Below are 21,399 nucleotides of genomic sequence, written 5' to 3' on the forward strand. Positions count from 1 at the left end.
TATAGAAAAATTATTGGCTGCTTCTAAAGCCAAGAGTGGCACTCATTTTTGATTATATATATTATCCTCGGCTCGCAAAGCGCGTAAAAAGGATATCGAAAGCTAAAGATCAAGGCCTTGATAGCTATTTTTTGATACTACAACTATTAAAATATTTTGATAAAAACATAAAAATTTTACATATAAAAATATGTAAAATTTACTTCATCTCAAGACGCATCAGATACATATCTTCGCCGTCAGTTACCTTTAAATTTTGGCTTTTACACTTTGGACAGGTGAAGTCATTTTCATTAAGCTCCCCGCCAAATCCACACTCCAAACACTCGATCACAATGCCTTGTAAATTTATGACAAGCTCAGCGTTTTCGCAGATCGTGCCAGCCTTATAAACATCAAATGCACTCTGCAAATAATGAGGCTCCACTCCGCTTAAACGGCCAACCTTTATCTCGATTTTACTTATCTCTTTGGCATTTTCTTTGGTGGCGTTTTTCTCGCAAAGGCTGACTAAATTTTGAACGATACTAAGCTCGTGCATTAGCAGATCCTTGGTAGTAGCTCGCCCTTTGGCGGCTCGAGAAATCTTCTTGATTTATAGGCATTTTCGATGATGACACGCTCGTTTTTGGCCTCCATTACCTTGCCAATTATCATCGCGTTTTTATCAAATTCTCTTAAAATTTTAAGTGCCTCTTCAGCCTGGCTCTCATCAACCGCCATCACAAAAGTACCCTCATTTGCGAGCTCATAAGGTTCAAACCCAAACAGCTCACAAACGCCCATCACTTCGTCTTCGACCTTGATATTTTCTTCAAAAACTAAGATGTCAAATTTACTAAATTTAGCCCACTCATTTAGCACTGCACTTAGTCCGCCCCTTGTCGCATCACGCATGCACTGCGGTTTTATACCAGCCTCAAATAGCCTCAAAGCAACCTCTTTTAGGCTCTTACAGTCACTTTTTAGATCAAGTCCAAGCTCAAATTCCTCTCTTGCTGCAAGCACCACGCCGCCGTGTCTACCAACATCTCCAGAGATTAAAATTTTAGCCCCTGCTTTTAAATTTTTAAGCTCCACGCCTTCGCAAACTATCTCGCCTATGCCTGCTGTGTTTATAAAGATTTTATCGCATTTGCCCTTTGGTACGACCTTTGTATCGCCACAAACTACGCTCACAGCGCTATCTTTACAAGTTTTTGCAAGCGAGTCAAGCACCTTTTCAAGCTCCTCTATACTAAGTCCCTCTTCGATGATGAGCGAGCAGCTTAGGTATTTTGCGCTTGCTCCAACCATCGCTAGGTCGTTTATCGTGCCGCAAGCCGCGATCTTGCCGATATCGCCGCCGTTAAAAAAAATGGGAGTTACCACAAAGCTATCAGAGCTAAATGCGATCTTGCCGTTTAAATTTAATATCGCTGAGTCGTTGCTCTGCCTTAAAATTTCGTTATCAAAGATCTTAAATATTGTCTCGTTTATAAGCGAGTTCATCTCCTCGCCGCCGCCGCCGTGGCTTAGCATTATCTTTTTCATTAAATTCCTTAACCAACTCTTGCATATTTAAAATATGCCGCACAAGCGCCCTCGCTTGAAACCATGCACGATCCTATCGGATTTTGCGGATTACAAACCTTGCCAAAGACTTTACACTCTGTTGGCTTTGCTAGCCCTCTTAAAATTTGCCCACAAATGCAAGCCTTGCTCTCACCAGCGCTATCTACGCTGCAGTCAAACTGCACTCTAGCGTCAAGATAGGCAAACTCATCTTTTAGCTTCATGCCGCTTTGCACTATCTCGCCAAGGCCTCTCCAGACAAAGTCACACGGCTCAAAGTACTTAGCTATGAGCTCTTTTGCCTTGACGTTGCCCTCTTCTTTGACAGCCCTTGCGTACTCGTTATAAACCTCATATGTGCCTGCGTTTTGCTGACGGACTAAATTTAGCACACTTGCCATGATGTCAAGCGGCTCAAAACCACTAATGGCGATCGGTCTTTTAAATTCGCTCGCTAGCTCTTTGTAAATTTTACTTCCGGTGATGACGCTCACGTGGCTTGGGCCTAAAAATGCATCTATCCTCACGTTTTCATCGCTCATTATGGCTCTAACTGGTGCTGGGACGGTTACGTGATTTATATGAAAGTATAAATTTTTAATGCCCCCTTGCACCACTTTTTCAACCAAATTTGCGCTCATTGGCGTCGTTGTCTCAAAGCCAATGGCAAAAAATATAACCTTTTTGTCTGGATTTTGCTTAGCTATATTTAGCGCATCAAGTGGCGTGTAAAGTGCTCTTATATCATGCCCCTCGCCACGAAGTTTTTGCAAGCTTGTCTTTGAGCCAGGCACTCTTAGCATGTCAGCTAGCGTGCAAAAGATCACATTATCCATGCTAGCGAGCTTACAGGCCTCATCTATGCGGCTCTTTGGCATCACGCAGACCGGACAGCCTGGGCCGTGGACGAAATTTATATGCTCTCCAACTAAGTTTGGCAGTGCAAATTTCATAATGCTATGCGTATGACCGCCGCAAATTTCCATGATATTTAGGGGCTTTGTGCTCTCTTTTTGGATGAGTTTTGAAAGGGCTAGGATTAAATTTTTATCGCGAAAGTCATTGATAAGATCCATCAAATTTTCCCCGCGTTCATATCATCAGCGATCTTTTGATAGACCTCTAAGCTTTCAAGCGCAAACTGCGTATCGATCTTTTGCATAGCATATCCAACGTGAATTAGCACGTATTCGCCTACTTTTACCTCTTCAGATATAAGGTCTAGGCTTACCTTTCTAGTAACGCCCAAGGTTTCAACGGTAGCAACGTTATTTTCATCTATTTCTATTACTTTTGAAGGGATTGAGAGGCACATTATCTTAGCTCTTTTTTAAATTCCAAATAACTTATCCACTTATCAATGCCCTCGCCTGTTTTGCTATCTATCACAAAGATGTCAACCTTTGGATTTAGCTTTCTAGCATCGTTTTTCACTCTCTCTATATCAAAGTCAAAGTGTGGCGCAAGCGAAGCTTTTGTGATTAAAAGCACGTCAGCAGCCCTAAACATCACTGGATATTTGCTCACTTTGTCATCGCCCTCTGGCACTGAAAGAAGCACAGCGTTAAAATGTGAGCCAACATCGTAGCTTGCAGGACAGACTAAATTTCCAACATTTTCTATAAAGACTAGATCAAGCTCGTTTAGCGGCAAATGATGAAGCCCTTCATGCACCATAAATGCGTCCAAGTGACAGGTCTGACCTGTGCTTATCTGATAAGCCTTTGCGCCAGCTTTTACTATGCGATCAGCATCTTGATTTGTCTCCAAATCGCCCTCAACAACGCCTACTTTAAACTTACCAGCCTTTATCGTAGCCTCTAAAAGCGTGGTCTTGCCAGCACCAGGACTACTCATCAAATTTACGCAAAGTATCTTTCTTTCATCAAGATGAGCTCTGTTGTGGGCAGCTTCTTTATCATTTTCAGAGAGAATTTTCTCTATCACGTCTATGGTTTTGCTCTCGTTTAGCACAGGGTGTGCGTGAGCCTCGTGGCTATGTTCGTGCGCGTCATGAGCGTGATCTGTATGCCCATCATGAGTGTGTTGGTGCGAGTGAGTGGTGCCATCAGCGTGAGTGTGAACGTGGGCGTGATTACCCATTGAACAACCGCAATCTTTACACATTTTTTCATCCTTTTTTATTAATTTATGGAGATTTTAACTCTTAAATTTAAAAATAAAATTAAAATTTAGGAGTTTTTGCAAATAGATCAAAATTAATTTATTTATTTAAATTTTTATTTAAATTTAAAAATATAAATGAAATTTTCAAGCATTTTGACTAAATTTACTTTACTCTTTTTGCCTAATCTCATCCAACTTATCAAAATTTTCATCACCAAGTAGTTTTTTACTATTTTTTTGGGCATTCTTTTGGATTATTAGATCCTTTAGCCTAGCCTTGCCATTATCCATCACCATCAAAATCGCATACGCATCAACGTCTTCTTCTCTCATTTCATCTTCGGTATTAGTTGCACTATCAGGCGACATATAAAAGTGCTCTATGCCGTATTTTACGAGCGAGTAACCGTCATATCTACCAGCCAGAAACACTCCATTCTCTGGCTTGCTTATACTAAATTTGGAAAAGCTGTAAGTGCCATTAACATCTGGTTTTAAAACAGCATAAACTCTAGCTTCATCTCTTACTCTCTCATCGTATTGGTCGATATAACGGTCATCTTTATCATTTTCGTCAAAATTTCTTGAATGAAAATTTGAAAATTCATAGTTTAAATCAACATAGTTTCCACGAAAAAGATCTCTTGGGTCGTAAAGACTTACCCTTACTCTTACCTCTTGCCCAAAATAAAGCGGCATAAGCGCGTAGCCAAGCATAATGCCAATAAGCAAAATTTGAAAAACTACAGCCACTATTAATACTTTTATCTTCATTTTTTACGTCCTTTTCTAGCCACAACTAGTACTATGAAAGCAAACACCATAAACAGTGCCGTAGCACCAATATAATCACCTATGAGTTGGAAATACCTCACGGCTGCAACCAAAAATATCATACAAAGACCAAGTTTTAACTCACCTTTTTTTATAAGGACCGCAGCTGTTATGATATTTGCGAGCGAGAAAAATATATTTGCGTAACCAGGCCCGTAGCTAAAGACAAATGGCAACGACACGAGCAGCGCCCCAAGCAGCAAACCACTCTTGTTTTTTTCTTTAAAAAATAGTGCAAAATAAGCAACACTAAATAGGATAAAGACAAAGCCAAAGTTGCTTTTAAAAAATGACTTCACAAACCAAAGCTTTTCATCGTAAAGCTCAAATAAATTTCTTTCTTCAAATAAAAATAGACAAAATAGCAACACAAAAACGCCAAAATTTTTACCAAATTCTTTCGTAAATACGCCAAGCCCTACTCTAAATTTATCTAGTAGCGGCGAAATACTAATAAGCAAAAGTGCATAAGATAGCGACACGATCGCAACCATCGGAAGTCCAAACAAAAATCCATAATCAAATATCGCCCTAAAACCACTAATGTAGCCGCAAAATGAAATGATGTATATAAAAATATCTATAAAAAGCACAAAAGCAAGCCATTTTGAGTCGTCTTTGTAAAGCGTATATGCGCCAAGTGCTATAAAAATGATAAAGCCAAAACCAAAGTCACCCTGATAAGCTATCATAAAAAACCAAACTGTCGCAAAGATAAGGCTTTGGGCTACCAACACACCTTTCTTACTAGCAAAAGAAACCGCAAACGCTCCGATACTCCAAAGCAAGATACCGCCGCTTGGCTCATCGCTAATGTTATAAATTTGAGCAATAAGAGCAATCGCTGCACCAAAGCAGAAATTTCCAAGAAAAAACATCGCCGTTGATAGATTTTCCTTTCCCTTTGCGAGATAGTAAATTCCACCAAAATTTACAAGTCCGAGTACAAATAACACAAGTGCTAAACGTCCTAGTCTTGGTATCTCTTCCCAGTTTGCACCAACGAGCGTAAAAAAGGCTAGTGCAAAAAATAGATATGCTACGAGCTTTAGGACAAAACTTATCTTGTCACTATGAGCGTCAGGATCGATGTCATATAAATTTGCTATTTTTATAGCGGTCTCTTTATCGACTATTCCGTCACTTTGCCACCGATCCAGCTCTTTTGTTAGAAAAATTCTATTTAAGAAGTTCATTATTCACACTTTCTTTTATAAGATATACAAAACACCAAATTTCTAACCAGTGTCTTAAATGCCGTATTTATGTCCATTGACACTGCCTTAGTCTTTCAACAAAAAAATATAATTGTGATTTAAAATATAAAAAAATACAGAAGCTAAAATGCTACCGATGATAAAAATTTTTAGCAAGGTAGCTTGGGCCAGACTCCTAAGCTCTGCTTTAAAAATTTCTCGCTTAAGTCTAAACCCAAGTAAAAAGAAAAAAACGGCCATCAAACTATCATTTACAAAAAGGATAAGGGGCTTTTGTATCGGCGATCTGCCAAAATTTAGCCTTGTATCGATTTGTAAAAATGAGTTATAAAAACTGCTTAAAAAAATATTTTCAAAGATAAATGTCACTAAAGCAGCAACGATAAGAAAAATACCGCCGCTAGCTTCACCTATAAAAAAATCCCAAAAATTCCTAAAACCCATAAAGACCCTTAAAAAACTAAAACCTAGGAATAGCTGCCCTTGTGAGTTTAGAAAATTTTACGCCCTTTAAGCCGGCGATCCTTTCAGCAAAGCGTTCAATTTTGCCAGCCTCGCCTCTTATTGAAATCGTTTCTAAGCAGTTATGGTGATCGACATGAACATGGTTTGTGCAGATGATTTTCACATCAGAGCTATGCTCTATATCCATCTTTTTATTCACCAAATCGTTGTGATGATGCATATAAATGAGCGTCAAAACCCCGATCAACTCCTCACTAGCGTCCTTCCAGCTATCACTTACGATCTTTTCACGTATCAAATCTCTCGTAAATTCGCTCCTAGAAGCGTAGCCTTGTTCGCTAACCTTTTTATCTAGTTCGTCAAGCAACTGACTAGGTAAAGAAACACTAAAACGTATAACACTATCCATTTTCTGCTCCTTTCTCGTTTGATTACCGTTTATAATCATTATACATCACTTATTAGAAAATGTGGATAAATAATAATAAATTTGCCCTAAATTTACGTTAGAATCGTTGCTACAGAATTTTTTATTGATATAAAATTTCAAATTTACTTTAGTAAATTTTTTGTAAATAAGTTCGAGTAAAGTCTTATTTTGAAAAACTCCACCGCTTAGCAAAATTTCCATTTTTTCTTTTTTTGAAATTTCAAAAATAATATCAGCCAAGCCATTTATAAATGCCGTTGCAGCAACTCTTGGCTCATCTTTTAAAGCACTTTTAAAAGCCTCTTTAAAGCCAATAACTCCATTATCTAGGCTAAATTTGTAACACGCATCTAAATTTTTATCATAAAGCGCTTCAAGCCTCATGCCGCTCTCGCCCTCAAAACTCGAGTGAAAAAGCCCACAAATAATCGCTCCAAATGCGTCAAATATCCTACCAACCGAGCTAGTCTTTATTAAGTTTAGTCCTTTTTGCTCCATTTTTTTAAAATTTGCAAGCATTTTTTCATCAAAATTTACTAAAAATTTACTAGCTTCGTCCTCAAGAGAGTATTTTAAAATAATAGAATATGCGATTAGATAGATATTTTTGATGCTGTTTTCGCCCCCAAATAGGCTAAATTCATCAAAATGATAAACTCGCTCGTAACTATTTTTATCTAGCCTAAAGACCTCGCCACCCCAAATTTTGCCGTCCTCCCCATATCCTGTGCCGTCAAAACAAAAACCAAGATACTCTTTGTCTACTAGCTCATTTTCAAAAATCACACTTAGCAAATGCGCGTAGTGATGCTGCAGACGAACTAGCTCAAAGCCCTGATCTTTTGCCCATTTTGTATTTAAAAAATTTGGATGCAGATCGGCTATGACTTTGTCAATTTTTAGATCATAAGTCGTTTCAAAAATGGTGAAAATATCCTTAAACCTATCAAAAGTCGCCACGTTTTTTAGATCGCCGATATATGGACTAATCATCAAAAGCCCGTCTTTATAGATACAAAATGAGCTTTTTAGCTCGGCTCCAAGGGCTAAAAATGTCCCTTTTTGCTTGAAATTTGTATGGATGAAATTTGGATTTAAGCCACGGCTCGTTCTTGTAAAAATCACTTCATCACCAACGCAAAAAGCGATACTATCGTCACTTGGCGAGTAAATTTTTCGGTCGTGATCAAGGTAAAAATCTATGACATCACCTAGTTTTTCTCTTAGCTCACTCTCGTCTTTTATCACAACTTCGCCTGAGATGTTTGCGCTAGTTGCGATGATATCATGTTCTAAATAGTCAAATAGCAAAAGATGTATGCCACTAAATGCGAGCATGACGCCAAGCTTATTTAAATTTGGCGCGACGCTTTTTGCGATATTTGAGCCGTTTTTTGCTTCAAGCAAGACGATCGGCTTTAAATTTGAGCTAAGAAGCTTCGCCTCTGCTTCTGAAATTTGCACTATTTTTCTAGCGTTTTGTAAATTTTTACTCATCAGAGCAAAGGGCTTGCTTGGGCGGTGCTTTCTAGCTCTTAGCTCGCAAACTGCGGCTTCATTTGTCGCGTCACAAACCAGATGAAAGCCACCAAGCCCTTTAATGGCTAAAATTTTGCCCTCGTTTATGAGCTTAGCTGCCTCTTTAGCCGCTTCGTTCCCACTAGCCAAGACTTTGCCAAATTTATCTTTTAGATAGAGCCTTGGCCCGCAGTTTGGGCAAGAGATCGGCTCTGCGTGATAGCGGCGATTAAGCGGATCTTTGTACTCGCTCTCGCAAAATTTGCACATTTTAAACTCGTTCATCGTCGTATTTATCCTGTCGTAGGGCAATGCTTTGATGATAGAAAATCTCGGTCCGCAGTTGGTGCAGTTTATAAAAGGGTATTTGTAGCGTGGATTTGTGGGGTCATAAAACTCGTGCAAGCAGTCATCGCAAAGTGCGTAATCAGGCAAGATAGGCGCTTGTTTGGTTGCCGACTTTGAAGCGATGATCTCAAGCTTTTCATAAATTTTATCTATCTTAAATTTCTTTAGCTCATCGATCCTAGCAAGGGCTGGCAGCTTCTCATAAAGCTCTTTTTCAAAAGCCAAAAAGCTAGCCTCTTCGCCGCTAAAATTTAGCTTCACTCCCTCATCGTCGTTGTAAATTTCACCAACAAGAGCAAAATTGTGCGCCAAAGTATAGACAAAAGGTCTAAAGCCCACACCCTGAACTAAGCCTTTGATCTCATATCTAAAGCTTGATCTCAACGCCAAATCCGGGGTTAAAATTTGTTTTTATATTTGGGTTTAGGTGCTTTTTTATCAAGTTGCTAACTACCTTATTATAAAATAAATCCCCGCTTAAAGTAACATTTTTGATATTAAATTTATCTCGTTTTTCATAGCTAAAATCGCTCAAAAAGTGCGCCAAAGACTCGGTGCAACCAAAGCTGATGTTCTTCTCTCCAGCGCCAGCAAGGACAAACGAAATGATACTTTTTACAAACTTAACCCCGTCTAAACCAAAGTCATCTTTCATCTTATAATCGATCCTAACTCCCTTTTGACCGCTAAAATCAGCTGCCATAAGGAGCAAATTCTCCCCTGCTTTCTTAAAGTCATCGCTTAAGCCAAGCAAGCGTCCAGCTATGCAAAATAGCGAGAAAAAGCTAGCATTTGAGCTAAATTTACCGCTTGGCAAGGCGTACTCTTTACTGAAGTTTTCAAGTAGCCTTTCGCCACCCTCATCGGCTCTTATGAGCTCATAAATTTCTTCAAAGCTACTAAATTTTGGTAAAAATAGAAGCTGCGTTTTGCTTGATTTTGAAAGCAGGCAAATTTCATCATCGCTAAATTTGCTAAATTTTAGCCCCAAAGCTATATCACTAAAATTACTAAACTCAAATTCCTCGTTTTTTGTATAGAAAAATGGGCTTAAAAGTGCGCTATTTTCAAGTAAAATTAGCCTTGAAAGAGCATTTTTTTGCTCCTTTACAGTAATGCTTAAAAAGCTAAAGCCCTCTTTGTTTAGCTGCTCGCAAACGGCATAAAGAAAAAGATCGTTTGGTGCCATCACATCAAAAAATAGCGGTGCATCATCGTGGTTTTGTCTATAAATGGCTGTCGTCTTTAGTGCTAGAAGTGGCTTTTCAAAACTAGCTAGAAATGTCAAAACTCTATCATCGGCGATAAAAATTTTTGGTAGCTGCTTTAAATTTACAGGCATCAAGAAATTTGCGTCAAAATTTACACCAAGAGAAATTTCATATAAATTTTCATCTTGCTCTACGCAAACGCCCTTGCCGTTTTTTAATAAATTTAGGCAAGCTTTAAGCTTTTCATTAAAATTACCAAGCGTTATCTCACCCTCAAATTTACTCTCACATAGCACGCCACTTTCATTTAAGATAGCCTTTTCGCTAGCCAAAAATGTGCTCGCTTGAGTCGGAGTTAGGCCACTAAATTTTATCTCATTTATCTTACTATCTTCATCAAGCTCACTTGCAGCCAAGACCTCACTGTGCTTTATAAAAAGACTAAATGGCAAGAGTGTGCTTGCTTTATTTGCCACGCTCTCAAGCTCGCTGGCATCTCCACTTACCTTTAGACAAATTTCATCATCTTTGCACTTTATACTATGAGCTAGATCGCCAGCAAGCAAGCGTAAAAATGGCGCTAGAAACGAAGCGTCTTTGTGGCAAGTAAATTTAAAAGCAAGTATCATTTTAAACCTTTTTTAGCGTATTCATCAACGATATCATTTAGGGTAAAATTTGCCACCTTTTCACACTTAAAATCAAGCTCTTTTAAGTGATCGAGCAGCGTTTTTTTTAAAATATTAGAAGCGTTCATAACCTCATCTGAGAGGCTAAAATTTGATGACTCTATGCGGCTAGGCACGATACCTAAAATTTTAGTCGTAGGCCTATCGCCTGCAAGCTCCATTAGATGAAGGGTCTGGAGCATCTCTATCTCGTGAGCCGAGCCGTCCCAGCTGATAAAATTTGGTACATTTAGAAAATCAAAAAAATAAACATCACCCACGCTTGCGCCGTTTGCGCTAATGCAATCAACGACGATAAGATAGTCAAATTCGCTTATGATGTGAGTTAGGGCGAGGGCTAAAGTGCCCCCGTCCATTAGAGTAAGCTCGTTTTTAGAACTTGTAAATTTGTAGTTTTTGTCCATCAAATTTACAAAATGAACACCTATGCCCTCATCGGCAAACATCACGTTGCCGATACCAAGAACCAGCACTCTCATCAGTGTTCTTTTACAAATTTATAGCCACTAACGATAGCGTCCATCGCTCCATTTTTACCTTTAACAGCGTTAAATACTGCCATATAAACATGAATAGGCACAAAAATCACAATGACCCACATACAAATTCTATGTATCGTTCTGACATTTGCTAGTCCGCCCATAAGCTCTTCAAAAAACCTAGCTGGCTCATAAAGCGCTCCGCCAAGTCCCTCATGATAAACATGAACATAAAGCACAAGACCGCTTAGGCAAATAAGAGTCAAAATAAGATAAAAGAAAAAGTATGAGGCAAACTGCAAAGGATTATAAACGCCCCTTAAATGCGGATGTGGTCCCATAAAAAGATAATACTTAATCTGTGCGATCCAAATTTTTGGATTTAGAAAATCAACCACACTCATCCACTCTTTTTTACTATGTTTATCAAAGACAAATAGATAAAATTTAAAGATAAACGCCGCTATTAGCACAAAGCCAGCGATCTGATGAGCCATACGCCACTTTGCTTGCATAAAATTTGTAGGCTCGCTCGTGATCTCTGGACTCACAAAAACGTACGAGATATAGTAGCCGCTCACAACTAAAAGTGTGATCGCTGCAAATCTAATCCAGTGTGTCAGCCTAACGCCGATGGAGAATTCGTATTCGCTGATCCTGTCAGCATTTTTATGTGACATATTCTCTCCTTACAAATTTGGATTTATCTTATAAGTACTCAAATCATTTCCCTTTGTATCCATAACATGCACAGCGCATGCGATGCAAGGATCGTAAGAGTGAATTTTTCGTATTATCTCGAGTGGTTTTGAAAGATCAGCGATCTTTAAACCAACTAAGCACGCTTCGTAGCTTCCCATTTGGTTTTGCGCATCTTTTGGAGAGGCGTTCCATGTGCTTGGTACGACTGCTTGCCAGTTTGTGATAACACCATCTTTTATGCGGCACCAGTGGCTAAGCGCACCTCTTGGAGCATTGCCTTGGAAATTTCCTTTGTACTCTTTTTTGTTATCGATTACATATTTTGCGCAAGTCTCTTGATCTGATTTTAAATTTTCTACCAAGGCATTAAATGCATCCATTGTATGCTCTGCTACTACTTTTGCCTCGAGCATACGAGTAGCGGTTCTGCCTAGAGTTGAGAAAACTGCACTTAATGGCAATCCACTCTTTGCTAAAAACTCATCAACTACCTTTTTAACTCTCTCGTTGCCTCTAGCGTAGTTTATAACAATACTTGCTATTGGACCTACTTGCATAGGCAAACCATCATATCTTGGTGCTTTGATCCAGCTATATTTGCCTTTTGTATCAAAAAGCTTACTATGAGCTAGTTTGCCCTCGGCGTCTATGCTCTCGCCGTCAATAAGACCTGTGTAGTTTGCCTCAGTCTCGCCGTCATATGGGTGAAGCGCTTTGTCGTTTTTATACCAAGACCTAGTAGCTTCTTCGGTGATTTTATTTTCATCAACATCATAAACCTTGCTAAGATCGCCATTTAAGATATAGCCACCTTTAAATAGATGATCATTTTTGCCTATCAAAAACTCATCGTAGCAAAGTAAATTTGCCACACCAACATCGTTTAGAACGCTTGGCTCATTACCATAAGCTTTAGCTGCCATCAAGATATCTGGATAGTAAGCTCTATCTACAAATTCTTTAATCTCGGCAAATTTGCTCATATATTCGCCCATTCTAGCTGGATCCATAAGGTCCATCACGCAGGTCACGCCACCAACTGTTAAGCTTTGTGGATGTGGGTTTTTTGCGCCAAAGATAGCCATCATCTGAGCTGCAGTTCTTTGGATTCTTAAACACTCTAAGTAGTGAGAGAGAACGATCAAATTTTGCTCTGGCGTAAATTTATATGTGCTATGTCCCCAGTATGCGTTGGCAAATGGTCCAAGGTTGCCCTTTTTAACAAATGCTTCAACCCTCTCTTTTACCTCTTTTAGCTTGTCAGCTCCCGTGGCAAATGGCAGATCAGTATATTTAAACGCCTCTTCGCTAGCTTTATGCACATCTGCACTTAGTGCAGAGACGACGTCCGCCCAATCCATGCCATGAAGCTGATAAAAATGCACGATGTGATCGTGAAGATATAAAGCTGCGTTCATCAGCGTTCTAGTTAGCTCAGCATTTAATGGAGGCTTGATGCCAAGTGCATTTTCAACTGCAATAATGCCTGCTCGGTAGTGCGAGTATGTACAAACGCCACAAATTCTTTGCATAAAAAAGCCAGCATCTCTTGGGTCTCTGCCTTTTACGATCTGCTCTAAGCCACGCCAAAGAGTTGAGCCAGAATACGCCTCTTTTACGACATTATTTTCATCTACAACAACTTCTATTCTTAAGTGTCCCTCGATACGAGTTATAGGGTCTATTACTATTCTTTTTTCACTCATTTTTTCGCCTTATTCTTTATCTTTACTCATAGAAGCTATAACAGCGTGAGCTGCTATACCAATGCCAGTAAGAGCTAAAATTCCAATGCCAACTTTATCGCTGACATTATCAGCTCCAAGACCTAAAACAGTATCAAAGAGTCTATCTGCCATAGGCTCTTCAAATGGTCCCATCGTATCCCAGAAGTCTGGCTCTGAGCAGCCTATACAGCCGTGACCTGCTTGAACTGGCCACGATGTGTGCTGGTTAAATCTCTCGCGTGAGCAGTTATTAAATGTATATGGACCTTTACAGCCTACTTTGTATAAGCAGTAGCCATTTTTTGCACCCTCATCGCCGAAGTTTTGGACAAACTCGCCAGCGTCAAAGTGACCACGTCTTTCGCAAAGATCGTGAATTCTTAAGCCATAAGCCCATTTTGGTCTATTGTAAACATCAAGTGCTGGAAGTGTGCCAAAAAGCAAGAAGTGAAGCACGTTGCCAACGATATTTTTCTCACTTGGTGGACAGCCCGCAACATTAATAACTGGTTTATCAGTTACCTTTGAAAGTCCCACTGAATTTGATGGATTTGGCCTTGCAGCTTGAATGCCACCAAAGCTAGAACAGGTGCCGATCGCAAAGATAGCAGCTGCGTCTTTTGAAGCATTTACAGCATGAGTTTTACCTGTTGTGCCATGAGGTCCAACAGTTAGAAAATTTTCAGTCGCACCAGTTGGGATACCGCCCTCAACTAGTAGGATGTATCTGCCTTTGTATTTTTCGATCGCGCTCTCTAAATTTTCTTCAGCCTGCCAACCAGAAGCTGCCATGATAGTTTCGTGGTATTCAAGGCTTATGTAGTCAAATATAAGACTATCTATGCTTGGAGCATCGGTTCTTAGTAAGCTCTCGCTACAGCCTGTGCATTCTGCCATATGAAGCCATATCACAGGAAGCCTGTCACTAAGCTCAGCAGCACGAGCAACCATCGGTGTCATCGCGCTTGGTAGAGCCATAAAAGCTGTCATCGCACCAGCCCACTTCATAAAATCACGCCTCGTAAAGCCCTTCTCTTTTAAAAGCTGCGCAATACTTGAGTCGCTTTTCATCTTAGGCAACGCACTAAGCTCACTTAAGCGCCTATCTATCTTTTGACGCAAGTCATTATTCATATAAGCTCCTTTGCTTGAAAATTTTACTTTTGTTAATAATATCTTTGTTTAAAGAAGTAAAAAATTATTTTATAAAATTAATATTTATAATTAAATAAATTTTAACTAAAAAATTTAAAATCCCTTTTTTGCGATATATTTTCAAAATATAAAAAATAATATTTTGAGAAATTTTATTTTGTTTTGATGAATTTTCAATATTTTAAGCATGTTATTCTGAAAGTAAATATCAACTATAATTTTTAATAATTTTTAAAAATTTAGCATATTTAAGGCGAGAGAAATTTTTGAGATATAAATTTTTAAAAGCCCAAATTGATTAAATTTTAGGCTTTTAAAGTTGCATTAAAATGGCCAGATAGCCTCCATAAGTCTTGTGCCCCAAGGTTTTTTGGTAGATTTGTCTAGCTCGCCCTCTGTTTTATACAAAATTTTAGCGTCAGCTATATATTTTGAGTCGATTTCGTTATTTTGTGAGATGTCGTAAGGTCTGATGACACCACTTACTTGCATGATCTGTTTTTCGCCATTTATAAGTAGCTCCCGGCTACCTTCTATAAAGTAATTGCCATTATTTAGGATTTTTATGATCCTGGCTGAAATGGTTGCGGTAAATTTCTCGCTTCTGTTGCTCGTGCCACTTCCTGTAAATTTATTGCCACCACCTGCTTTAAAGCCTATGTCGCCGTATTTATTTAGATTATCAGCCACAGTTGAAAGCGGTGCAGCCCCAGCTGTGAAAACACCGCCACCAAGCGAGATAGTGCTATCTTTGTTGGTACTTTTGCTACCAGTTGAAGTTTGGCTTGCATTTTCTGAGATGACGATAGTCACGATATCATTTACATTCATCGCCTTTCTGTCTGAAAATAGCGGATTCTCGCCCTTACCAAAGAGGCTGCCAGCGTTGCTTTGTCCGGTTCCACTATCTTTTGAAGGGAGTTGCTCGACATAAACTGGGGGTTTCATATTGATATGAGGATCAGCACTTGGTGTGCAGCCAGTGCAAATAATGCCCGCAGATAAGACGAGCCAAATCGTTTTATGATTCATAAAAAATGCCTTAAAATAAGTATCTTTGTGCTAAAATTAAGCAATTTAAGTTCCTAAAAAGGTCGCAAATGAAAAGTTGTTACGTTTTTACAGACAAAAATTTAGCACATCTGCAAGAAATTATAGCTACAAAATTCAAAAAAGTTGAGATTTTCAAAATAATCCCAGATGAAAACGATAAAAATAACTTAATAAGTTCAAATGAAAAAGAGTTTTTTCTTAAATTTATAGATAAATTTGAAGAGCTAAAAGCCAAAAGCGACTTTGTCATAGTCCTTGGATGTGAGAGTTTTAGTGTCTTTGGCAAAAGCGAGCTAAATTTAAAGCTAGCAAAAAATTTAAACACGCCAATTTTTGACGAAAATGTAAGTGAACTAAAAGCACTAAATCCAAACTCAAAGCTTCTAATCACCGATAAGATCGATGAAATTTTGAGCTACAAAACAGATATCATCACACCATTTAAATTTCAAAGCTTGCTTCTAAAAAGGGCCAAAGCTGCAAACAAAACCGTTGTTTTACCAGAGAGTGACGATGAGAGAATTTTAAAAGCGGCTCATATCGTACTAGAAAAAGACGCAGCAAATATCATCTTGCTAGGACTTGAAAATGAAATTTCAAAAAAAGCGGCCGCTTTGGGGCTAAATTTAAGCAAAGCCAAAGTGATCAATCCAGAACAAAACGAGCTGACAGATGAATTTGCAAAGAAAATTTATGAGCTAAGAAAGCATAAAGGCGTGGACGAAGTCAAGGCAAATGCGCTTGCAAAAGATAAAATTTACTTTGCTACGATGCTAATTTATGAAGGCCTAGCCGATGCCTTGGTAAGTGGCGCTACGATGAGCACGGCTGATACGATCCGCCCAGCCTTGCAAATAATAAAAACAAAGCCAAATGTAAGCGTGGTAAGTGGGGCATTTTTTATGGCGCTTGAAGAGGAAATTTTGCTTTTTGCCGACTGTGCTGTCACGCCAAATCCAAGCGCAGATGAGCTAGCTAGTATCACGCTAAGTAGTGCTCAAACAGTAAGTGCCTTTGGTATTAGTCCAAAGATCGCTATGCTAAGCTACTCTACGGCTGATAGTGGAAGTGGGCCTGATGTAGAATTTATAAAAGAGGCTGCTAAAAAGGCGAGCGAGCTTGATGCAAATTTAAAAATAGCTGCGCCTATTCAGTTTGATGCGGCAGTTGATCTAAGCGTGGCTAGTAAAAAAATGCCAAACTCTGATGTGGCTGGGCATGCAAATGTCTTTATCTTTCCAAATTTAAACTGCGGAAATATCTGTTATAAAGCAGTTCAGCGAAGTGCAAACGCTCTAGCCGTGGGTCCGATACTTCAAGGATTAAAAAAGCCAGTTAACGACCTAAGTCGCGGCTGCCTCGTTGAAGACGTGATAAATACTATCTTAATCAGTGCTATACAAGCAGGAGAATAATATGAAAATTTTGGTTTTAAACTCAGGTAGCAGCTCGGTAAAATTTCAACTTTTTGATATGCAGACAAAAACAAGCTTAGCAAGTGGCCTAGTCGAGCAAATCGGCAGCTCTAGCTCAAGAGCCGTGCTAAAGGCAAATGGCGAAGTTTATGAGATAAAACGCTTTATAAAAGACCACCATGACGGACTTGAGGCGATGAACGAGCTCTTTACCACATCACATACACTGCACGATCTAAGCGAGCTTGACGGCATAGGACACAGGATAGTGCATGGTGGCGAGAGCTTTTTTAGCTCGATGATCGTTGATGAGAGTGTCATTAAAAAGATCGAGGAGATAAGCCCTCTTGCCCCACTTCACAACCCAGGGCACCTTGCTGGCATCAAAAATGCGATGAAAGAGAGTAAAAACGTGCCTCACGTGGTCGTTTTTGACACTGTTTTTCATCAAAGCATGCCAGAGTACGCCTACCGCTACGCCCTACCCTACGATGTTTGCAAGGCTCATCACATCAGAAAATACGGCTTTCACGGCACATCGCACAGATATGTCTGCAAGCAAGCGGCAAAAATGCTTGGCATAGAGTTTGATAAATTTAACGCCATCTCGCTTCATTTAGGCAACGGCGCCTCAGCCTGCGCGGTGCAAAACGGCAAAAGTATCGACACTTCGATGGGACTTAGTCCACTTGAAGGGCTCATAATGGGTACAAGAAGTGGCGATATGGATCCAGCAGTAGTCATCTACCTGCTAAATATCGGTGTTTTAAAGTGGAACGAGATCGATAACTTTTTAAACAAAAAAAGCGGACTTTTTGGAATTTGTGGCTCAAGCGATATGAGAGATGTCGTAGCTAAAATGGAAAATGACGAGCGTGCAAGGCTTGCATTTGATATGTTTTGCTACCGGGTAAAAAAATATATAGGTTCGTATTATGCTGTTTTGGGACGCGTAGATGCACTTATTTTTACTGGCGGTATCGGCGAAAATGCACCAAACACAAGGCAAAAAATTTGTGATGACCTAAAGCATCTTGGCATCCACATCAACCACGATCTAAATTTCTCAAACGAGAGAGGTGAAAGGTGTATAGATGATAAAGATGCCAAAATAAAAACGCTCATCATCCCAACAAACGAAGAGCTAGAAATCGCGATAGAAACGGCTAGAGTAATAAAAGAGAGCAAAGCCAAATAAATAGATGTTTAAGCCAGACTTGATATATAAATTTTAAGCCTAATTAGTTTTAAAATAGAATTAGCATTATTTTTATACTACCAGATAAAAAGCTTTTGCGATTTTAAGCTCGCAAAAGCTTACAATCAATTTTTCTTAAAAAATCTCAAAATTTTTGCTTGGAGTTTAAACTGATCTGAAAGCTCCATTATCGGGTAAGCTCCAGCGTATTTTTTGCCACCAGGCAGGTCTTTACTAACGCCTCCACGTGCAGCGATCTGCGCGAAGTCACCCACTTTTACATGACCAGCTGAGCCGCTTTGTCCGCCCATTACGACGTTTCTGCCTAGCACTGTTGAGCCAGCAAGGCCAGTTTGTGAGACGATGAGGCAGCCATTTCCAAGTTCGCAGTTGTGACCTATTTGAACGAGATTGTCTATCTTTGTGTGGTTTGCGATCATCGTGCTTTCAAAGACGCCGCGATCTATCGTAGTGCAAGCACCGATCTCGACATAATCGCCTAAAACTACATTGCCATTGTGATAAATTTTTACATGTTCGCCAGTTTTTGTATGCGCATAGCCAAAGCCATCGCTTCCGATCACACAGTTTGCCAGCAGATGACACTCATTACCGATGACGCAGTCGTTGTAGATGACTACGTTTGGGTGGATGATGCAGTTTTTGCCAATAGTTACATTATCGCCCAAAAATGCTCCAGCCATGACTATCGTATTTTCACCAATGCTCACATTTGAGCCGATATAGACATTTGGCATTATCTTTGCACCCTTGGCAATATTTGATGGCTTTGGCTCACAAAAAAGCGGCTTAGCATAATCTTTGCTAAGCAAGGCAAATGCAAGGTGTGGGTTATCGCAGACAAGTGCGACCATGCCAGCTGGCACCAAGTCTAAAAGCGATTTTGTCACCAAGATGGCTCCAGCGTTTGACGTACTTATAAATTTTGCATTCTTCTCGCCATCACAGTATGTTAGCTCAGCTTTATTTGCATTTTTTAAAGAATTTAGAGCAAAAATTTCTATATCTTCTCCGCTAAAAGTAGCGTTAACTTTTAAAGCTATTTCACTTAGTTTCATCATATATCCATTATCACAGATCCGCCGCGTACGACGTCAACTGGGTTAAATTTCTTTATAGATTTTAAAAAGCTCTCTATCCTGCTCGCATCGTCAGCCACCATGACGACTATGTAGTTTTCATTTGTGTTTGTCACGATGCCGTTGTATGCCTTTAGTATTGCTTCAAGGCCAGCAAAATTTTCACCAAGCGGAATTTTTACGAGCGCCATCTCTTTTTCGACAAATTCGCCACTTTCTATAACTTTATATGTAGGTATGAGCTTGTGAAGCTGCTTTACGATCTGCTCCAAAACTCTCTCATCGCCACTTGTTACGATGCTTAGCCTTGAGAAGTTGCTCTCAGGTATTGGAGCAACTGTGAGCGTGTCGATGTTGTAACCCCTGCCCGCAAAAAGCCCAGAAATTCTAGCCAAAACGCCGTGTTCATTTAAAACTATAACTGATATCGTTCTTCTTATACTGCTCATTTTTCTTCCTTGCTCTTTAATATCATATTATAAATCGCAGCTCCAGCTGGAACCATAGGAAGCACATCCTCAAAGCGGTCGATCCTAACGTCGATCATCGCTGATTTTTTGCTATCGATCGCTTCTTTTAAAGCCTTTCTAAACTCATCCTTACTCTTGCAAACAAAGCCAACTCCGCCAAATCCTTCAGCGATCTTTACAAAATCAGGCTGCAAGCTAAGATCAGTCGATGAGTAGCGTTTTTCATAGAAAAATGTCTGCCACTGACGAACCATGCCTAAGAAGTTGTTGTTTAAAATGATGTTTATAACAGGCATATTTATCTCATGAGCAGTCATTAACTCTTGGATATTCATAAGTATTGAGCCATCACCTGTAAAATTTATAACAAGATTGTCTGATTTTGCACATTTTGCACCGATCGCTGCAGGGAGGCCAAATCCCATTGTGCCAAGTCCACCACTTGTGACAAGCTGTCTTGCTCGGTTAAACGGATAAAACTGCGCCACCCACATTTGGTGCTGACCGACATCTGTTGAGATTATCGCATCAGCTCCTGCTATCTTCGCGGTCTCTTCGATGACCCATTGTGGTTTAAGTACTGTGTCGCTATCTGTGTAGCTTAGAGGATTTAACTTTGAGTATCTATCTAAAATTTCTCTCCAAGGAGCATAGTTTTCAGGCTTTGCATTGACTTCATCATAAAGCTCGGTTAGCACATTTGTAAGATCTCCAACTATTGGAAAATGGGCGTTTATGATCTTTGAAATAGAGCTTGGATCAATGTCAACATGGATGATCTTTGCATGTTTGGCAAACTCATCCGTCCTACCAGTGATCCTATCACAAAACCTAGCTCCAAGTGATATAAGAAGGTCGCACTCACTAAGTGCCATATTTGAAGCGTAGCTACCATGCATGCCTGCCATGCCTAAATTTAGCTCATCTTTTGCGTCAAGCACGCCAAGAGCCATCAGCGTCTCAACCGCTGGAATGCCAGTTTTTTTCATAAATTTACGTATGATCTCGCTTGCATTTGATGCGATCGCACCACCACCTATGTATAAAAGCGGTCTTTTAGCTTCATTTATCGCAACTGCTGCTTTTTTTATCTGTTTTGAGTTGCCCTTATAGGTCGGTTTGTAACTTGGGATAGAAATTTCTTTTGGATATACAAAGTCACCAAGTCTTGATGTGATATTTTTTGGGATATCGATATGAACTGGTCCTGGGCGGCCTGATCTTGCGATATAAAACGCCTCTTTTATGATGCGAGGTAGCTCTTCAACGCTATTAACTAAAAAGTTATGCTTAACACAGGGGCGTGAAATGCCGACCGCATCGATCTCTTGAAAAGCATCTGTGCCGATCATAAATGTTGGTACTTGACCGCTTATAAGCACGATCGGTATGCTGTCGCTATAAGCTGTTGCAAGGCCTGTGACTGCATTTGTAAAGCCAGGGCCACTCGTCACAAAAGCAACGCCAACTTTACCACTAACTCTAGCGTATCCATCGGCCGCATGAACGGCCGCTTGCTCGTGGCGAACCAAAACGTGCTTAAAATAAGTTTGTTTATATGTCTCGTCGTAGATATTTAAAGCTGCACCGCCAGGATAGCCAAAAACTATCTCAACGCCCTCTTCGTGCAAGGCCTCGCTTATCATCTGTGAACCAGAAATCTGTTTTATCATCACTTTAGCCTTTTGATAAATTTATCGCAGATTA

At 39.7% G+C, this 21,399-nt stretch carries 21 protein-coding genes; 2 read left to right on the forward strand and 19 right to left on the reverse strand.

Going from position 1 to position 21,399, the window contains the following annotated elements; all coding sequences use genetic code 11:
- Positions 1-199: 199 nt before the first annotated feature.
- The 16 genes from hypA to flgH form a co-directional block, all read right to left on the reverse strand.
- The gene (hypA, locus tag CVS93_RS07955) at positions 200-541 is read right to left on the reverse strand and encodes a hydrogenase maturation nickel metallochaperone HypA (protein WP_107687230.1); all 342 of its coding nucleotides are present in this window, start codon (positions 539-541) and stop codon (positions 200-202) included.
- A complete protein-coding gene (hypE, locus tag CVS93_RS07960) occupies positions 541-1,533 on the reverse strand; it encodes a hydrogenase expression/formation protein HypE (protein ID WP_107687231.1) in 993 nt (330 codons plus the stop codon). The genes hypA and hypE overlap by 1 nt, the downstream gene beginning before the upstream one ends.
- Positions 1,534-1,541: 8 nt before the next feature.
- Positions 1,542-2,630, reverse strand: a complete 1,089-nt coding sequence (hypD, locus tag CVS93_RS07965) for a hydrogenase formation protein HypD (RefSeq protein WP_107687232.1) — start codon at positions 2,628-2,630, stop codon at positions 1,542-1,544.
- Positions 2,630-2,869 carry a HypC/HybG/HupF family hydrogenase formation chaperone gene (locus CVS93_RS07970; RefSeq protein ID WP_054196671.1) on the reverse strand — a complete coding sequence of 80 codons (240 nt, stop codon included), beginning with the start codon at positions 2,867-2,869 and terminating at the stop codon, positions 2,630-2,632. The genes hypD and CVS93_RS07970 overlap by 1 nt, the downstream gene beginning before the upstream one ends.
- Positions 2,869-3,681, reverse strand: coding sequence for a hydrogenase nickel incorporation protein HypB (hypB, locus tag CVS93_RS07975; RefSeq protein ID WP_107687233.1), 813 nt, complete (start codon positions 3,679-3,681; stop codon positions 2,869-2,871). The genes CVS93_RS07970 and hypB overlap by 1 nt, the downstream gene beginning before the upstream one ends.
- Positions 3,682-3,849: 168 nt before the next feature.
- Positions 3,850-4,455: a GDYXXLXY domain-containing protein gene (locus tag CVS93_RS07980; protein WP_107687234.1), complete on the reverse strand. Its 606-nt coding sequence runs from the start codon at positions 4,453-4,455 to the stop codon at positions 3,850-3,852.
- Positions 4,452-5,711, reverse strand: coding sequence for a DUF2157 domain-containing protein (locus CVS93_RS07985; RefSeq protein WP_107687235.1), 1,260 nt, complete (start codon positions 5,709-5,711; stop codon positions 4,452-4,454). The genes CVS93_RS07980 and CVS93_RS07985 overlap by 4 nt, the downstream gene beginning before the upstream one ends.
- Before the next feature lie 87 nt (positions 5,712-5,798).
- A complete protein-coding gene (locus CVS93_RS07990; RefSeq protein ID WP_107687236.1) occupies positions 5,799-6,176 on the reverse strand; it encodes a Na+/H+ antiporter NhaA in 378 nt (125 codons plus the stop codon).
- A gap of 16 nt (positions 6,177-6,192) precedes the next feature.
- Positions 6,193-6,606, reverse strand: coding sequence for a nickel-responsive transcriptional regulator NikR (gene nikR / locus CVS93_RS07995; RefSeq protein ID WP_021091291.1), 414 nt, complete (start codon positions 6,604-6,606; stop codon positions 6,193-6,195).
- Positions 6,607-6,651: 45 nt separating this feature from the next.
- Entirely contained in the window at positions 6,652-8,877 is a 2,226-nt protein-coding gene (gene hypF, locus CVS93_RS08000; RefSeq protein WP_107687237.1) for a carbamoyltransferase HypF, read from the reverse strand.
- Positions 8,861-10,333, reverse strand: coding sequence for a hypothetical protein (locus tag CVS93_RS08005; protein WP_107687238.1), 1,473 nt, complete (start codon positions 10,331-10,333; stop codon positions 8,861-8,863). The genes hypF and CVS93_RS08005 overlap by 17 nt, the downstream gene beginning before the upstream one ends.
- Complete coding sequence (locus tag CVS93_RS08010; RefSeq protein WP_107687239.1) at positions 10,330-10,872, reverse strand: HyaD/HybD family hydrogenase maturation endopeptidase; 543 nt, start codon at positions 10,870-10,872, stop codon at positions 10,330-10,332. Before CVS93_RS08010 ends, CVS93_RS08005 begins: the two co-directional genes overlap by 4 nt.
- On the reverse strand, positions 10,872-11,552 hold the full coding sequence (gene cybH / locus CVS93_RS08015) for a Ni/Fe-hydrogenase, b-type cytochrome subunit (protein WP_107687240.1): 681 nt from the start codon (positions 11,550-11,552) through the stop codon (positions 10,872-10,874). Before cybH ends, CVS93_RS08010 begins: the two co-directional genes overlap by 1 nt.
- Positions 11,553-11,561: 9 nt before the next feature.
- On the reverse strand, positions 11,562-13,280 hold the full coding sequence (locus tag CVS93_RS08020; protein WP_107687241.1) for a nickel-dependent hydrogenase large subunit: 1,719 nt from the start codon (positions 13,278-13,280) through the stop codon (positions 11,562-11,564).
- Between the two features lie 9 nt (positions 13,281-13,289).
- Entirely contained in the window at positions 13,290-14,435 is a 1,146-nt protein-coding gene (locus CVS93_RS08025; RefSeq protein ID WP_084041138.1) for a hydrogenase small subunit, read from the reverse strand.
- A 345-nt stretch (positions 14,436-14,780) separates the two neighbouring features.
- A complete protein-coding gene (gene flgH, locus CVS93_RS08030; protein ID WP_021091364.1) occupies positions 14,781-15,488 on the reverse strand; it encodes a flagellar basal body L-ring protein FlgH in 708 nt (235 codons plus the stop codon).
- Between the two features lie 68 nt (positions 15,489-15,556).
- Here flgH and pta point away from each other — a divergent pair, with 68 nt between their 5' ends.
- The gene (gene pta, locus CVS93_RS08035) at positions 15,557-16,924 is read left to right on the forward strand and encodes a phosphate acetyltransferase (protein ID WP_107687242.1); all 1,368 of its coding nucleotides are present in this window, start codon (positions 15,557-15,559) and stop codon (positions 16,922-16,924) included.
- 1 nt (position 16,925) lies between these two features.
- Entirely contained in the window at positions 16,926-18,122 is a 1,197-nt protein-coding gene (locus CVS93_RS08040; protein ID WP_107687243.1) for an acetate kinase, read from the forward strand.
- A gap of 125 nt (positions 18,123-18,247) precedes the next feature.
- Here the strand turns inward: CVS93_RS08040 and lpxD are convergent, their stop codons facing one another.
- Genes lpxD through CVS93_RS08055 form a run of 3 tightly spaced genes read right to left on the reverse strand, consistent with a single transcriptional unit; the run spans position 18,248 to position 21,362 of the window.
- Positions 18,248-19,201: a UDP-3-O-(3-hydroxymyristoyl)glucosamine N-acyltransferase gene (gene lpxD / locus CVS93_RS08045; RefSeq protein ID WP_103582844.1), complete on the reverse strand. Its 954-nt coding sequence runs from the start codon at positions 19,199-19,201 to the stop codon at positions 18,248-18,250.
- On the reverse strand, positions 19,201-19,662 hold the full coding sequence (gene ilvN / locus CVS93_RS08050) for an acetolactate synthase small subunit (protein ID WP_223154400.1): 462 nt from the start codon (positions 19,660-19,662) through the stop codon (positions 19,201-19,203). The genes lpxD and ilvN overlap by 1 nt, the downstream gene beginning before the upstream one ends.
- Before the next feature lie 5 nt (positions 19,663-19,667).
- Complete coding sequence (locus tag CVS93_RS08055) at positions 19,668-21,362, reverse strand: acetolactate synthase large subunit (RefSeq protein WP_234400123.1); 1,695 nt, start codon at positions 21,360-21,362, stop codon at positions 19,668-19,670.
- Between the last annotated feature and the right edge of the window lie 37 nt (positions 21,363-21,399).

The sequence above is a fragment of the Campylobacter concisus genome, from assembly GCF_003048535.1.
GTDB classification, from domain to species: domain Bacteria; phylum Campylobacterota; class Campylobacteria; order Campylobacterales; family Campylobacteraceae; genus Campylobacter_A; species Campylobacter_A concisus_S.